A 15,537-nucleotide genomic window follows, 5' to 3' on the forward strand; every position below is an offset into this window, starting at 1 on the left:
ACTCGCGGGCCCTCGTGGGACCTGCGCCGTAGGATGGAGGCGTGCCCGCAGCCGCCGGGCCACCCACGAGAGAAGGAGCGCACGGCAGCCGCCGAGCACATGGCCGAGCCCACCCCCACCGCCAGCGTCCCCGAGCCGCGGCACGCGCGCGTCGAGCACCGCATCACCGTCCCGCCGGACGTGTCGATGGTCGAGCTGCTCGGGCTGCGCGACGAGGTCCTGCGCAGCATCGAGGACGGCTTCGCGACCGTCGACGTCCACGTGCGCGGCAACGAGGTCACGCTCGCGGGGCCCGCGGGCGACGTCGCGCTCGTCACGCGCCTGGTCGACGAGCTCGTCGAGATGGCCGCCGCGGGCACGCCGCTGAGCCCCGAGGTCGTGCAGCGGTCGGTGACGATGCTTACGGCCGACTCCGGCGCGCGTCCCGCCGACGTCCTGACCTTCAACATCCTGTCGACGCGCGGGCGCACGATCCGCGCGAAGACGGCGGGCCAGAAGGACTACGTCGACGCGATCGAGCGCAACACCGTGACGTTCGGCATCGGGCCGGCGGGCACCGGCAAGACGTACCTCGCGATGGCCAAGGCCGTGCAGGCGCTGCAGGCGCGCAGGGTCAACCGCATCGTGCTGACGCGCCCCGCGGTCGAGGCCGGCGAACGGCTCGGGTTCCTGCCCGGGTCGCTGTCCGAGAAGATCGACCCGTACCTGCGGCCGCTGTACGACGCGCTGCACGACATGGTCGACCCCGAGTCGATCCCGCGGCTCATGGAGGCCGGCACGATCGAGGTCGCGCCGCTCGCGTACATGCGCGGGCGCACGCTGAACGACGCGTTCATCATCCTCGACGAGGCGCAGAACACGTCGGTCGAGCAGATGAAGATGTTCCTCACGCGCCTGGGCTTCGGGTCCAAGGTCGTCGTGACGGGGGACGTCACCCAGGTCGACCTGCCGAGCGCGACCACGTCGGGGCTGCGGGTCGTCGAGAAGGTCCTCGCGGGTGTCGAGGACGTCGAGTTCTGCCGGCTGACGTCGAAGGACGTGGTCCGGCACCGGTTGGTGGGAGAGATCATCGACGCGTACGCGAGGTGGGACGGGGCATGAGCGTCGAGGTGAGCAACGAGTCGGGCGTCGAGGTCGACGAGGCGGAGTTCGCCGCGCTCGGCCGGTACGTCATGGACGCGATGCACGTGCACCCGCAGGCCGACCTGTTCGTGCGGCTGGTCGACACGGCCACGATGACGGACCTGCACGTGCGGTGGATGGACGAGCCCGGCCCGACCGACGTCCTGTCGTTCCCCATGGACGAGCTGCGGCCCGGTCGCGAGGGTGAGCCCGCGGGGCCCGGCGTGCTCGGCGACGTCGTGCTGTGCCCCGAGGTCGCCGCGACCCAGGCGCGCACCGCCGGGCACTCGACGGCCGAGGAGATGCTGCTGCTCACGACGCACGGCATCCTGCACCTGCTGGGGTACGACCACGTCGAGCCCGACGAGGAGAAGGAGATGTTCGCGCTGCAGCGGCAGCTGCTGCTGACGTTCCTGGCCGGGCGATGACCGGGGTCCCCGTCGCCGGCCTCGTGGCCGTCGCGGTCGCGGGCATCGTGCTGGCCGCCGCGCTCTCGGCCGGCGAGGTCGCGGTGCTGCGGGTCACGCGCTCGCGCGTCGCCGAGCTCGAGGCCGAGCGGCCCGGCGCCGCGGAGCGCGTGCGGCGGCTCGTGGACGACCCCGCGCGGGTCGCGCAGGCCGCGTCGTTCGTGCGGCTGCTGGGCGAGATGACCGCGACGGTGTGCCTCACGCTCGCGATCAGCGCCGGCTCGCTGTCCTGGTGGGCGACCGCGCTGCTGGCGATCGCCGCGTGCGCGGTCGTGGCGTTCCTGCTCGTGCGCGTCAGCCCGCGCAGCATGGGCCGGCGGCACCCCGTCGGCGTGCTCGCCGCGCTGTCGCGCCTGCTGCTCGTCGTCACGGCCGTCGCGGGCGGCGTGGGCCGGCGCGCCGACCCGACCGTCGCCGCCGCGGGCGTCGACGACACCGAGCTGCGCGACATGGTCGACCGCGTGAGCGAGTCCGACGGCTTCGAGGACGACGAGCGCGACATGTTCCGCTCGGTCCTCGAGCTGGGCGACACGCTCACGCGCGAGGTCATGGTGCCGCGCACCGACATGATCACCGCGCACGCGGACACGCCGCTGCACAAGGTGCTCGCCCTTCTGCTGCGCTCCGGGTTCTCGCGCGTGCCCGTCGTCGGCGACTCGGTCGACGACATGCTCGGCGTGCTGTACCTCAAGGACGTCGTGCGCCGGATCCCCGCCCGCGGCGCCACGCCCGGCGACGACCCGCTCGACGCGCCCGCGTCGTCGCTCGTGCGCCCGCCCGTCTACGTCCCGGAGTCCAAGCCGGTCGACGAGCTGCTCCGCGAGCTGCGCGACGGGTCGAGCCACATCGCGCTCGTCGTCGACGAGTACGGCGGCATCGCGGGCCTCGTGACGATCGAGGACGCGCTCGAGGAGATCGTCGGCGAGCTCACCGACGAGCACGACACGAGCGCACCGGGTGTCGAGGAGCTGCCCGACGGCGGCTACCGTGTCCCGGCGCGCCTGGGGCGCGACGAGCTGGGGGACCTGTTCGGCATCGAGGTGGAGGACGAGGACGTGGACACGGCAGCGGGACTGCTCGCCAAGGCGCTGGGCAAGGTGCCGCTCCCGGGATCGGTGGGCGAGATCCACGGCCTGCGGCTCGAGGCCGAGCGCGTCGAGGGGCGCCGCAAGCGGCTCGCGACCGTGCTGGTGCACCGCGCGGCGGACGACGGCGCGGCGCACGAGGCCACGCCCGGCCGCGGCGTGCCCGCGGCCGCGGACCACGGGACGGAGGTGGCGCGGTGACGCACCGGTCCGGCTTCGCGTGCTTCGTGGGACGCCCCAACGCGGGCAAGTCCACGCTGACCAACGCGCTCGTGGGGCAGAAGGTCGCCATCACGTCGGGGCGCCCGCAGACCACGCGGCACGTCGTGCGGGGGATCGTCCACCGCGACGACGCGCAGCTCGTGCTCGTCGACACCCCCGGGCTGCACCGTCCGCGCACGCTGCTGGGCGAGCGCCTCAACGACCTCGTGCGCGACACGCTCACCGAGGTCGACGTCGTCGGGTTCTGCCTGCCCGCCGACGAGAAGATCGGCCCCGGCGACCGTTACATCGCCGAGCAGCTCGCGCGGCTCGCGACCCCGGGGCGCCCCGGCGTGCCCGTCGTCGCGGTCGTCACCAAGGCCGACAAGGTCCCGCGCGCGCGGCTCGCCGAGCAGCTGATCGCGGTCGACCAGCTCGGCGAGTGGGCGGACGTCGTGCCCGTGTCCGCGCAGGACGGCTACCAGGTGGACGTCGTCGCGGACGTGCTCGTGGGGCACCTGCCCGAGGGGCCGGCGCTCTACCCCGAGGGCGAGCTGACCGACGAGCCCGAGCAGGTCATGGTCGCCGAGCTCGTGCGCGAGGCCGCCCTCGAGGGCGTGCGCGACGAGCTCCCGCACTCGCTCGCGGTCGTCGTCGAGGAGATCGTGCCGCGCGAGCAGCCCCCGGGCGCCGACGGCCGTCAGCTGCTCGACGTCCGCGTCAACCTCTACGTCGAGCGCGACAGCCAGAAGGCCATCGTCATCGGCCGCGCCGGCGCGCGCCTGCGCGACGTGGGCACGCGCGCCCGCACGCAGATCGAGGCGCTGCTCGGCGCGCGCGTCTTCCTCGACCTGCACGTCAAGGTCGCCAAGGACTGGCAGCGCGACCCCAAGCAGCTCGGCAGGCTGGGCTTCTGAGGTGACGTGGCTCCCGCGGTGACCGGACCCCAGGAGGACGGCGCACCCGAGCCGGCCGCCACCACGTCGACCTGGCGTCGTGTGGTGCGCCGGCGCGACCCCGGCGCGCCCGCCGGGCGCCCCGAGAACCTGTACCGCGTCGTCGCGGGCGTCGCGCTGGGCGTCGTGCTGCTCGCCGTGCTCGGGGCCGTCCTCGGTCCGCGCTGGACGCCCGAGCCGCTCGAGCGGGTGATCGAGGTCGAGACGGCGCGCACCGCGATCGGCGCTGCGCCGTCGCTGCGCACGTACGACGTCCGCGAGGTCGTCGTGACCGTGCCGCTCGACGGTGCGAGCGTCCAGGCGCGGATCAGCGTCCCCGTGGGGGCGCCGGGCCCGCTGCCGGGCGTGGTGTTCGTGCACGGTGCCGGCACGGGGAAGTTCGCGCAGGCGTTCGTCGCCCAGGCGCGCAGCCTCGCGGAGCACGGCGTCGTCGCGATGGTGCCGGACAAGCGCCTCGACACGTACACGACCCGCCACCGCGACTACGTCGCGATGGCCCAGGACTACCTGCGCTCGGTCGACCTGCTGCGGGACCGGCCCGAGGTCGACCCGGACCGCGTCAGCGTGTACGCCGAGAGCGAGGGCGGCTGGATCGCGCCCGTCATGGCGGTCGAGGACCCGGCGATCGAGGGCGTGGTCCTCGTGTCGTCGCCGGTCGTGCCGCCGCGGCAGCAGGCCGCGTTCGCGGTCGACGCGTACCTGCGCAACACGGGCGTGCCGGACGCGGTGTTCCGGGCGATCCCGCGCGCGGTCGGCATGACCATGCCCGGCGGCGGGTTCGAGTACGTCGACTTCGACGTCGAGCCGTGGCAGCGCCGCATGACGCAGCCCGTGCTGGTCGTCTACGGCACGGGTGACGCGTCGATGCCGATCGTGCAGGGCGCCCTGCAGGTGCGCGACGACGTCGCCGCCGCCGGCAACGAGGACGTGACGATCCGCTACTACGCGGACGCCGACCACGGCATCCGCGTGGGCGGGCAGGTCGCGCCGACGTTCCTGCGCGACCTGTCCGGCTGGGTCCTCGGGCTGCCCGGGACGCGCGACGCCGAGCCGCACGTCGCGGGCGCGCAGCCGTTCCAGCCGTACGTCGCCGGCCCCGTGCCGCAGCCGCGGTGGCTGCGCGACGGCGACGTCCTGCTCGGCCTCGTCGTCGGCGCACCCGCGCTGATGCTCCTCGCGGGTGCCGCGGTCGGCGCGACCAGGGTCGTGCAGCGCACCACGCGGCGGCGCTCCCCGGCGCGTGACGCGACGCACGGCCCGCGGCTGTTCGGGCGGGGGGTCGCCGCCCGGCTGACCGCGCTCGCGGCGGCGAGCGTCGTGACCGTGCTCGCGCTCATCTGGTACCTCGTGGCCATCGCACGGCTCGCGATGGACTACGAGCGCAACGCGTGGGTCGTGCAGGGCGGGTGGGTCGCGGTGCGTCTGCTCGGCGTCGTGGCCGTGCTCGCGGCCGTGCTGCTGGCCCGGCGCGTGCACGACGTGCACCACGCGGGTGCCGCCGTGGCGCCCGGCGTGGTGCGGACCCTCGCGACGTGGGGGGTGCTGACGGGCTCGGCGGTGCTGCTCGTGGTGCTCGCGTACTGGGGCGTGTACCAGCTGGGCATCTGAGGGTGAACTGGACGGACGCACGTGAACCGCACCGCTCAGGTGAGGCACCATGTGCGCCGATGACTCTGGCAGGCGAGGACGGGGTGGTGCAGTGCGCACGTCGTGGGGTTCGGCGACGGATCGGGGACGCGTCCGCGAGGTGAACGAGGACGCCCTGCTGGCGTACCCGCCGGTGTTCCTCGTCGCCGACGGCATGGGCGGCCACGACGCGGGTGACCTCGCGAGCCGGATCGCCGTCGAGGAGTTCGCGCAGCTGGCCGGCCAGCAGTCCGCGACGTCCGACGACGTGCACGCGTGCTTCGACCGCACGTCGGCCCGGATCCGCACCGAGTTCACCGGCGGGCGGCGCGGCGGCACGACCGTCGCGGGGGTCGCGGTCACGCAGCACGACGGCGGCTGGTACTGGCTGGTCTTCAACGTCGGGGACTCGCGCGTGTACCGCTGGGCCGACGGCGCGCTCGAGCAGGTCAGCGTCGACCACTCGGTCGTGCAGGAGCTCATCGACGCGGGCGAGATCACGCCCGACGGCGCGCGGCGCCACCCGGAGCGGCACGTGCTCACGCGCGCGCTCGGCACCGGCGAGCCGCCCGAGCCCGACTACTGGCTGCTGCCCGCGGGCGTCACCGACCGCCTGCTGATCTGCACCGACGGGCTCACCCGCGAGCTCGGCGACGACGACATCGCACGCGTCGTCGCCGCGGTCAGCGACCCCCAGGACGCGGCCGCGCAGCTCGTGCAGCACGCGCTCGAGCGCGGCGGGCGCGACAACGTCAGCGCGGTCGTCGTCGACGTCGCGACGGCCGCGACGCCCGCCGAGCAGACGCACGTCACGGCTCCGCGGTCGGCCCCCGACCTGGGGCCGCACCTGTGGGACGAGATGCTCAACGGCGCGACCGTCCCGCGGACGTCGTCCACCGCGCCCGCCGACACCGCCCCGCACCCCCGGACGACCACGCCCGACCACGCCCAGGAGGACCCCGCATGACCGAGACGCCCCACCACGAGTACCAGGACGGGCAGTGGACCGCCGTCACCGGTGCGGGCTTCCTCGCGCTCGTCGAGCCGGACGCGCCCGCGCACGTGGTCGACGGGCTGTGGCGCGTCGCGCGCGGCGACGGCGACGTGCTCGGCGCGCTCGGCGTGGTCGCCGCCGACGGCTTCGCGTCGCTGCCGCGGTTCGCGGTCGTGCGCACCGACGCCGACGGTGCCGTGCACGCCGTGCTGCGCGGGCCCCTGCTGCTGCGGCTGCACGGGGCCGACGAGGTCCAGGAGGTCGCCGCCGGCGACGGTGCCGTGTGGACCGAGCACCGTGCCCTGGGTGTGCGCGGTCTCGTGCTCGTCACCGGTGCCGCGCAGGAGCCGGCGGCCTCGTGGTGGCCGCTGGTCGGTGGCGTGGTGCGCGCCGCGGGGCTGCGCACCGGGCAGGTGCACGCCGAGCAGCCCGCGGCCGACGCCGCCCCGCTGACGCACGAGCAGCCGGTCGTCGAGCAGGCGCCGTCGGCGCCCGTCGCGGCCCCGGCGCCCGCCGCTGCGGCGGAGCCCGCGCCGGCGGTCGAGCCCGTCGTCGTCGAGCCTGTCGCCCCGACCGAGCACGTCGCCCCGGCCGTGCCCGTCGTGGCGCCCGAGCCCGTCGCCGCGCCCGAGCCGGTCGTGGCCCCCGAGCCGGTCGCGCCCGTCGTCGCGTCCGCGGGCGAGGACGACGCCTGGTCCGGGGGGATCGCGTGGCCCACGGCCGCCGAGGTCGAGCCCGAGCCGGTCGCGGACCCGTCGCCGGCGGCGACCGCCACGCCCGAGGAGGCCCCGTGGTGGCAGGTCGGCACGGCCTCGCGGCCCTCGCCCGACCCCGAGCCGCAGCCCGCCGCCGCGGCGCCCGCGGACGTCCCGGCCGCAGTCGCCGCCGTCGCACCGGTCGCGACCGTCGCGCCCGACGACGAGGCCGCCGACGACCACGACGGGATGACGATCCTGTCGAGCGACCTCGCGCGGCTGCGCGACCGGCTCCCCACGTGGAGCCAGGACGCCGTGCCCGGGCCGTTCCCCGCGCCCGAGCCCGCGCCGCTGCCCGCGCGCCTCGTGCTGTCCACGGGGCTGGTCGTCGCGCTCGACCGCGCCGTGCTGCTCGGCCGCGCGCCGCAGGTCGCCCGCGTGACCAACCGCGAGCTGCCGCGCCTCGTGACCGTGCCGAGCCCCAACCAGGACATCTCCCGCACGCACGCGGAGGTGCGCACCGAGGGCGAGCACGTGGTGGTCACCGACCTCGACTCGACGAACGGCGTCCACGTGTCGCGCCCGGGCCAGGGCGTGCGTCGCCTGCACCCGGGCGAGCCGAGCGTCGTCGGCACGGACGAGGTCGTCGACCTCGGCGACGGCGTGACGTTCACCGTGGAGCGCAGCGCGTGACAGCTCGTCGTGAGGCGTCCGCGCCGCCGGACCTGCCGGGCTACGAGCACGTCCGCGTGCTCGGGCTCGGTGGCTTCGCGGACGTCTTCCTGTACCACCAGCACCTGCCGAGCCGCGACGTCGCGGTCAAGGTGCTGCTCGCGGGCAGCCTCGACGACGACGTGCGCGCGCGGTTCCAGACCGAGGCCAACCTCATGGCCCAGCTGTCGCACCACCCGTCGATCGTCACGATCCACCACGCGGCGATCGCCGCGGACGGCCGCCCGTACCTCGTCATGGAGTACTGCTCGCGCCCCGGCCTCGCGGAGCGGTACCGCGCCGAGCGCATGTCCGTGGCCGAGGTGCTGCGCATCGGCGTGCGTCTCGCGTCGGCGGTCGAGACGGCGCACCGTGCCGGCATCCTGCACCGCGACATCAAGCCCGCGAACGTCCTCACCACGGACTTCGGGTGGCCGGCGCTGACCGACTTCGGGATCGCCGCCACGACCGGCCCCGGGGCGCAGGCGATGGGCATGTCGATCCCGTGGTCGCCGCCGGAGCTGCTGGCCGAGCGCCCGCACGGCGACGAGCGGTCCGACGTGTACTCGCTCGCCGCGACGATCTACTCGCTGCTGGCGGGCCGCTCGCCGTTCGAGCTGCCCGGGGGCAACAACAGCGCGCAGCAGCTCGTCGCGCGCATCGAGCGTTCGCCCCTGCCCGCGATCGGGCGCGAGGACGTGCCCCCGCAGCTGCAGACCGTGCTCGAGCGTGCGATGTCGAAGCACCCGTCGCGACGCTTCCCGTCGGCCGTCGCGGTCGCGCGCGCCCTGCAGGAGGTCGAGGCGGCGCTGCGGCTGCCCGTGACACCCCTCGACCTGACCGACGACGTGCCGCCGGCCGCCCTCCCCGCGACGGGTGCGCCGGCGGACGGTGTCGACGACGACGCCACCCGCCTGCGCGGCATCGCGCTGCCCGCGTCTGCCGTGACCACCGGGGGCGAGGAGGAGGCCGCGACCCGGGCGCGGTCGGTCGTCGTCGGTCGCCCGACGCTCGTGCCGCCCGCGCCCAGCGCGGCGCCCGCGCCGACGGGCGTGCCGGTCGACGCGCCGCCGCGCCGCCGGACGCGCCTCGCGGGCGCCCTCGCGGCGCTCGTCGTGGTCGCCGCCGGCGCCGCGATCGCCTACGCGACGCTCGGCGACCGGGGCGGCGGCGGGCAGGTCGCACCGTCGGAGTCCCTCGCGCCCCCGGCCACCGGGCCCGTGGCGGCACCGGTCCCGGCGCCGCACTCGTTGTCCGGCACCCGCGCCGCGGACGGCTCCGTCACGTTCACGTGGCAGAATCCCGACCCGCAGGGCGGGGACAGGTACCTGTGGGGGGTGCTGACGGTGACGGGCGAGCCGACGCTCGAGCTGGTCGACGACGCGACCGTCACGGTCCCCGCGGACCGGGCGACGGGCGAGGTGTGCATCCAGGTGTCGATCGTGCGCGAGGACCGCGCGAGCTCGGCGCGCCCCGCGCAGGGGTGCGTGCCGTGAGCCGGTGGCACCCGCGCTCGTGGCGGCGCAAGCCCATGACCACGGCGGCCGCGGTCGTCACGGTCCCCGCGATCGTCCTCACGCTCGCGCTCGTCGACCGCGGCTTCCCGCTCGCGCGCGTCGACCTCAACGACGGCGGCGTGTGGCTCACGGCCACGAGCCAGCTGAGCCTGGGGCGGTACAACGTGCCCGTCGAGGAGCTCGACGGCGGTCTCGTGACCGAGAGCGGCGAGTTCGACGTGCTCCAGGACGAGGGTGCGGTGCTGCTCGTCGAGCCGACCACGGTGTCGGTCGTCGACCCGGCCGCCGTCGCGACCACGACGCGCGTCGCGACGGGTGGTGCGGACGTCTCGATGGCGGCGGGGCGCGCGGCCCTCGTCGACGACGCGGGCGACGTCTGGGTGCGTGACCTGGTGTCCCTCGACGGCCTGGACCTCACCGCCGACACGCCCGACCTGCAGCTCGGCGAGGGCGGCGCGGCGGTCGTGGCGCGCAGCGGGACGGTGCTGGGCGTCGCGCCCGAGGACGGCGCCGTCACGCGTGTCCCCGCGGCGACGCCGCTCGCGCCGGAGGACGCCGGCACGCTCGGGCCGCTCGAGGTGGACGCGGTCACCGCCGTGGGCGACGAGCTCGTCGTGCTGTCCGGCAGCACGGTCCGCACGACGCGGGGCGAGGTCACGCTCGACGGCGAGGGACTCGTGCTGCAGCAGCCCGGGCCCGCCGCGAGCACCGTGCTGGTCGCGAGCCGGGACGCGCTGTGGGAGGTTCCGCTGGACGGCGGCACGCCGCGCGAGCACCCCACGACGGGCTCGGGGACGCCCGCCGCCCCGGTCCGGGTGGGGGAGTGCGCGCAGGCGGCCTGGGCGTCGTCGATCGGGTCGTCCCTGGTGCTGTGCCAGGGACGCGACGCGCAGGTCGAGGACCTCGAGGGCATGACGTCGGGGGACCGGCTCGCGTTCCGCGTGAACCGCGGCCTCGTGGTGCTCAACGACACCGTCGCCGGGCGCGTGTGGCTGCCGCAGCAGGACACGCAGGTGCGGGTGCCCAACTGGCAGGACATCGTCCCGGAGGACGAGCCCCAGGACTCCGAGGACGACTCCGAGTCCGGCGAGGTCACGCAGGAGCCCGTCACCGAGTGCACGGACCAGACCGCGCCGCCGGTGGCCGTCGACGACGAGTTCGGCGTGCGCGCCGGTCGGTCGCGCGTGCTGCCCGTGATCGACAACGACTCGTCGTCGGACTGCGGGATCCTCGTGATCTCGCAGGTCGGGGCGCTGCCGGCCGAGTTCGGCACGGTCGAGGCCGTACGCGGCGGCCGTGCGCTGCAGGTGCACGTGCTCGAGGGGGCGACCGGGTCCGCGGAGTTCGAGTACGTCGTCAACGACGGCCGCGGCGTCAACGCGCCCGCGACCGCGACCGTGCGGCTCACGGTGAGCGACGGCGACGAGGCGCCCGTGCAGGTGCGCACGTCGTCCCTCACGGTCGAGACGGGCGGGCAGATCCAGCACGGCGTGCTCGCGGACTTCGAGGACGCCGACGGCGACGACCTGCTGCTGGTCGGTGCGACCGCCGACGTGACCGTCGGCTCGGTGCGGTTCCGCCAGGACGGCGTGCTGACCTACACCGCCGACGGCGGCGGCCTCGGGCGCACGACCGTGCAGGTCCAGGTGTCGGACGGCACGCACGTGGTCGACGGCGAGGTCGTCGTCGACGTGCGCGCCGCCGGGTCGGTGCCGCCGCGGATCGACCCGGTGCACGCCGTGACCTACGTCGGCCAGGAGGTCGTCGTGCGACCGCTGGACGCCGTCCGGTCGGCGTCGTCCGAGCCGGCGCGCCTCGCGTCGGTGTCCGACACCGTGGGCGCGACCATCACGCCCGACCTCACTGCCGGCACGTTCGGCTTCCGCGCCGCGCGCGCCGGCACGTACTACGTGCCGTTCGTCGTCACCGCGGCCCCGCAGCAGGCGACGGGCCTCGCGCGCATCGACGTGCGGGAGTGGCCCGAGCAGGCGCAGCCGCCGATCGCGGTGCGCGACGTCGCGCTGCTGCCCGCGGGCGGCAGCGTGACGATCGACCCGCTGGCGAACGACGAGGACCCGGCCGACAACGTGCTGGTCCTGCAGTCCGTGACCACGCCCGAGGACTCGGGCCTGCAGGTCGCGGTCCTCGACCGCCGGTACGTGCAGATCCGCGCCGACCGCACGCCCGACCGTCCGGTGCTGCTGACCTACGAGGTCTCCAACGGCACCGCGTCGGCCCGCGGCGAGATCGTCGTGCAGCCGATCCCGCCGTCGGCGTCGTCGCAGCCGCCGTTCGTCCCCAACGTCGAGGCGACCGTCCGCGCGGGCGGCGTCGTCACGATCCCGGTGCTCGAGGGCGCGTCCGACCCGGACGGCGACGCGCTCACGGTGCTGCGCGACCTGCCCGAGCCGCTGGCCGAGGGCGACGGGCTGCTGTTCGTGTCGGGTGACGTGCTGCGGTACCAGGCGCCCGACCGGGCGCTCACGGCACGCGCGACCTTCGCGGTGGCCGACACCGCGGGCAACGTCACCGCGGCGACGGTGACGGTGCGGGTGCACGCGTCCGACGCCGACACGAAGTCGCCGCCACGGCCGCGGGACGTGGTCGCGCGCGTGTTCGAGGGCGACACGGTCCGCATCCCCGTCCCGCTGGTCGGCATCGACGACGACGGCGACGGCGTGACGCTCCTGGGGGAGGCGACCGCCGGGACGCTGGGGCGCGTGTCCGAGGTCGGGGCCGACTGGCTCGAGTACGAGGCGTTCCCGGGGTCGCGCGGCACCGACACGTTCACCTACGCCGTCGAGGACTGGGTCGGGCAGCGTGCCGTCGCGACGGTCCGCGTCGGGATCGCGCCGCGCCCGACCACGGGGTCGGGCGTCGTCGCGGTGGACGACGCCGTGACCCTGCGGCCCGGGCAGCGCGTCGAGGTGCGTGTGCTGGCCAACGACATCGACTCCACGGGGCGCGAGCTGACGCTCGAGTCCGTCGAGGTCCCCGAGGGCGTCCAGGCCGAGGTCCAGGGCCGGCGCATCGTGGTCACGGCCCCGCCGACGCCGGGCGTGGTCCCGATCGTCTACCTCGTCACCAACGACGTCGGCGGCAGCGACTACGGCACGCTCACCGTCACGGTGACCGACGACGCGCCCGTCGAGCCGCCCGTCGCGCGCGACGTGCTCGTGCCCGCGATCGACACGCTCGGCAAGACGGAGGTGTCGGTCGACGTCCTCGCGGTCGCGCAGAACCCGTCGGGCCCGCTGTCCGACCTCGAGGTGTCGGTGCCCGCGTCGCACGGGGACGTCGCCCGGGTCGCCCCCGACGGCCAGGTCGTCGTCACGCTCGTCGACCACGCGCAGACCGTGCCGTACCGCCTGGTCAACCGCACGGCGCCCGAGGTCGACGCGTACGCGTTCATCACGGTGCCCGCGCTCGGGTTCTTCCCGCCGCAGCTGCGGCCGCGCGCCCCCGAGCTGCGCGTCGCGAGCGGCGAGACGCTGACGATCCCGCTCGCCGAGCACGTGCAGGTCGCGCCCGGGCGCGAGCCCAGCATCGCCGACCCGACCCTGGTGACCGCGACCCGCTCGAACGGCGCCGAGCTCGTGCAGGACGCACGTACGCTCGTGTTCACGTCGGCCGACGGCTACGCGGGCCCGGCGTCGATCTCGGTCCCCGTCACCGACGCGACGGGCGCGTCGGACACGTCCGCCCGCACGACGCTGCTCACGCTGCCGATCACGGTGTTCGCGGTGGACGACCACCCGCCGACGTTCCAGCCCGCGAGCCTCGAGGTCGCACCCGGCGAGGCCGCCACGCGGCTCGACCTGCGCGCGCTGACGGTCGGCCCCGAGCAGGGCTCCGGGGCGACCGGCGAGCGCTACGGCTACCGGCTCGTGGCCGGTGTGCCGGCCGGGTTCAGCGCGACCCTCGAGGGGTCGGAACTGCGCGTCGCGGCCGACGCCACGACGCCCAAGGGCACGACCGGCCGGCTCGACCTGCAGCTGACCTACGGCCGCAGCGGCGTCATGGACGTCGGCGTCGACCTCAAGGTCATCGCGAGCTCGCGCAAGACCGCCACCGTGCGCGACTTCGTCGTCGACGACGCCGTGCAGGGCCGCGAGTCGACGGTCCAGGTGCTCGAGGGGTCCACCAACCCGTTCGCCGAGCGTGGGCCGCTGACGGTCGTCGGTGCGGTCGTCGAGACCGCCGGCGCCGGGACGGCCGCCGCGTCGTCGAGCAGCGTGACGGTGCGGCCGAACGGCGACTTCATCGGCAACATGACCGTGCGCTACCGCGTGCGCGACGTCACCGGCGACCCCTCGCGCGAGGTCGAGGGCCGCATCTCGGTGCGCGTCAGCGGCGTGCCCGACGCACCCGTCCCGCCGCGGATCGGCGAGGTCCGGGACCGCACCGTGGTGCTGTCGTGGACGGCCCCCGACAACCGCAACGAGCCGATCACCGAGTACCGCGTGACCGCGCAGCCCGGCTCGGTGGTCAGGTCGTGCGCGAGCACGACGTGCACGATCGACGGCCTGACGAACGACACCGAGTACACGTTCACGGTCGCGGCCAGGAACCGCGTCGGCTGGTCCGAGGAGTCGCCGCGGTCCGCGCCCGCGCGGCCCGACGCCGTGCCCGAGACGCCCGCACCTCCGCGGCTAGCCTTCGGGGATCGTTCGATCACGGCAACCTGGACGGCCCCTGTCTCGAACGGGTCGCCCATCACGAGCTACTCGCTCCTTATTAGCCCGGCACCGGAGTTTGGCTCCGCCACGCGGACGACGTCGTCCCTCTCCTATACGTTCGAGGGCTTGCGCAATGGTGACAGCTACACCATTCAGGTGCGCGCACACAACCGAGCCCCGGAACCCAGTGCCTGGAGCGAATCGTCAGCTGCAGAGAGCCCCGCAGGTCGTCCGACCGCTCCTGTCCCGTCTGCGACGAAGGGGCAGATTGATGTGCTCGGCAACGGCACGATCGAGGTCGGTTGGCCCGGCCTCTCGCGGACTGAGGCGGGTGGCGCCGACGTTCAGCGGTACGAAGTTTCGGTTGACGGTGGCCCGGCGTTCTCCGTCGGGACACAGGCGTCCTACCGCTTCACGGAAGCGCAACGTGGCCGGACATACACGTTTGCTGTCCGAGCCGTAAACAAGGCCGGCGAGGGGCCCTGGGGGCGCGACACAGGGCAGATCTGGAGCGTTCCCGGCCCCGTTTCGTCCTTCACGGCGACACCCACTGGCGCGGGGGACCGTCGTGGGTACAACGACGGGCAGGTCTTGTTGTCGTGGTCGGCTCCGTCCGACGACGGCGGCGCCCCGATCAGCGGCTACGAGGTCGAGGGAGTCGGTCGCTTTGGCGCCAACGTCACGCGACACACCGTCTCTGCGGTTCCCGGCGGGTCGGCTCCTACCTACCGTGTGAGAGCGATCAATCAGCGGGACCTCGCGGGAGAGTGGCGGACCGTGACGTCGGGCCTCGTTGTCACTGCGCCAGGAGCAGTGACAAACGTCGCACTCGGGGAGCCGGCGCGTGACGCCGACCGGCAGCCGACGGCTGTCACGGCGACGTGGTCGGGGGTCGACTGGGCTGGTTCCGACGGCACTTACACCGTTGAGTTTTTTGTTGACAATCGGCGCACGGATCGACAGGAGAATGTGTCGGGTACCTCTGCGACGTCGTCGGCCGGCATGCCGCGATTCGGCTTCGTCAATCGTTCGGCGACGCTACGCGTCGTCGTTACTGCAACGAACGGTGCAGGCAGCGGCGTGTCTGGAGCAGCGGATCGGGTAATCACCCGTGCCTCTCAACCTGGCGACGTCAATGCCGGGTTCGGCATCTCGGTCTCGGACGGCGGAAGTGCGATTACCGGCTCGTGGGATGCCCCGACAGACACCGGAGGTCAGAACATCGCGATCACCGGCTACAAGGTCCAGGTCCAGATCGATGGCGGCACCTGGCGTGACTTTCAGCAGACCTCGACGAGTCGCCTTGACGCTGCGCCGCTCAGCCCCGCAGCAAGTCCCGGGAGAGCCGTCAGGATTCGCGTGAAGGCGCTTAACCAGTTCGGGGAGTCGCAGGAGTGGGCACCGTCAGTCGAGGTCATTGTCCCGCGTGCCCCGGAGCCCACGCCCGACCCGCCCGGCGGCGGTGGTGGCGGATGACGTCGCCG

Annotated in this window: 9 protein-coding genes; all 9 read left to right on the forward strand. The window is 74.6% G+C overall.

Annotated elements, in window-relative coordinates:
• Nucleotides 1–99: 99 nt before the first annotated feature.
• The 9 genes from E4A51_RS02305 (at nt 100) to E4A51_RS02345 (ending at nt 15,529) form a co-directional block, all read left to right on the forward strand.
• Nucleotides 100–1,101: a PhoH family protein gene (locus E4A51_RS02305; RefSeq protein ID WP_046528662.1), complete on the forward strand. Its 1,002-nt coding sequence runs from the start codon at nt 100–102 to the stop codon at nt 1,099–1,101.
• Entirely contained in the window at nt 1,098–1,550 is a 453-nt protein-coding gene (ybeY, locus tag E4A51_RS02310) for an rRNA maturation RNase YbeY (RefSeq protein ID WP_046528661.1), read from the forward strand. The genes E4A51_RS02305 and ybeY overlap by 4 nt, the downstream gene beginning before the upstream one ends.
• Nucleotides 1,547–2,875, forward strand: a complete 1,329-nt coding sequence (locus E4A51_RS02315; RefSeq protein ID WP_134850766.1) for a hemolysin family protein — start codon at nt 1,547–1,549, stop codon at nt 2,873–2,875. The genes ybeY and E4A51_RS02315 overlap by 4 nt, the downstream gene beginning before the upstream one ends.
• Entirely contained in the window at nt 2,872–3,792 is a 921-nt protein-coding gene (gene era, locus E4A51_RS02320; protein WP_070320175.1) for a GTPase Era, read from the forward strand. Before E4A51_RS02315 ends, era begins: the two co-directional genes overlap by 4 nt.
• 18 nt (nt 3,793–3,810) lie before the next feature.
• Nucleotides 3,811–5,439 (forward strand): alpha/beta hydrolase family protein, encoded by a 1,629-nt coding sequence (locus E4A51_RS02325; protein WP_370297427.1) that lies wholly within the window; start codon nt 3,811–3,813, stop codon nt 5,437–5,439.
• A 139-nt stretch (nt 5,440–5,578) separates the two neighbouring features.
• On the forward strand, nt 5,579–6,424 hold the full coding sequence (locus E4A51_RS02330; RefSeq protein ID WP_240696345.1) for a PP2C family serine/threonine-protein phosphatase: 846 nt from the start codon (nt 5,579–5,581) through the stop codon (nt 6,422–6,424).
• Entirely contained in the window at nt 6,421–7,839 is a 1,419-nt protein-coding gene (locus E4A51_RS02335) for an FHA domain-containing protein (protein WP_134850768.1), read from the forward strand. Before E4A51_RS02330 ends, E4A51_RS02335 begins: the two co-directional genes overlap by 4 nt.
• Entirely contained in the window at nt 7,836–9,353 is a 1,518-nt protein-coding gene (locus E4A51_RS02340; protein ID WP_134850769.1) for a serine/threonine-protein kinase, read from the forward strand. Before E4A51_RS02335 ends, E4A51_RS02340 begins: the two co-directional genes overlap by 4 nt.
• Nucleotides 9,350–15,529 (forward strand): fibronectin type III domain-containing protein, encoded by a 6,180-nt coding sequence (locus tag E4A51_RS02345; RefSeq protein ID WP_134850770.1) that lies wholly within the window; start codon nt 9,350–9,352, stop codon nt 15,527–15,529. The genes E4A51_RS02340 and E4A51_RS02345 overlap by 4 nt, the downstream gene beginning before the upstream one ends.
• The last annotated feature ends 8 nt before the right edge of the window (nt 15,530–15,537 follow it).

The organism is Cellulomonas sp. HD19AZ1, from assembly GCF_004535805.1.
GTDB classification, from domain to species: domain Bacteria; phylum Actinomycetota; class Actinomycetes; order Actinomycetales; family Cellulomonadaceae; genus Cellulomonas; species Cellulomonas iranensis.

Excerpts from the sequence above, each read along its gene's own strand:
- E4A51_RS02315 (WP_134850766.1), top strand. The coding sequence starts at position 1,547 with ATGACCGGGGTCCCCGTCGCCGGCCTCGTGGCCGTCGCGGTCGCGGGC.
- E4A51_RS02305 (WP_046528662.1), top strand. The coding sequence starts at position 100 with ATGGCCGAGCCCACCCCCACCGCCAGCGTCCCCGAGCCGCGGCACGCG.
- E4A51_RS02335 (WP_134850768.1), top strand. The coding sequence starts at position 6,421 with ATGACCGAGACGCCCCACCACGAGTACCAGGACGGGCAGTGGACCGCC.
- ybeY (WP_046528661.1), top strand. The coding sequence starts at position 1,098 with ATGAGCGTCGAGGTGAGCAACGAGTCGGGCGTCGAGGTCGACGAGGCG.